Origin of the sequence: Bradyrhizobium jicamae, from assembly GCF_001440395.1 — a bacterium.
GTDB classification, from domain to species: Bacteria; Pseudomonadota; Alphaproteobacteria; order Rhizobiales; family Xanthobacteraceae; genus Bradyrhizobium; species Bradyrhizobium jicamae.
Genome location: NZ_LLXZ01000198.1, coordinates 22,398 through 22,623 on the forward strand (window position 1 = coordinate 22,398; position 226 = coordinate 22,623).

The 226-nt window shown below is 67.7% G+C and carries 1 pseudogene; it reads left to right on the forward strand.

The window, feature by feature from the left end:
* Positions 1-226 (forward strand): annotated as a pseudogene (locus CQ12_RS46970) (PA0069 family radical SAM protein); the annotation flags it as partial.

The following is a 226-nucleotide window of genomic DNA, read 5'->3' on the forward strand; positions in this document are numbered from 1 at the left end:
TGCGGTCGCCATCGAAAAGCAGCGACGGCGCGGACGCGGCGCGCAGTCCAACCAGAGTGGCCGGTTCGAGGCCGAGGCGCGGGTGGCCTTCGACGATGGCTGGCAGAGCCTCGACGATCTGCCGCCGTTCAAGACGACGGTGTCGCTGGACACCTCGCGCAAGGTCATCACCCGGAACGAGTCGCCCGACATCGGCTTCGACCGCTCGATCAATCCCTATCGCGGC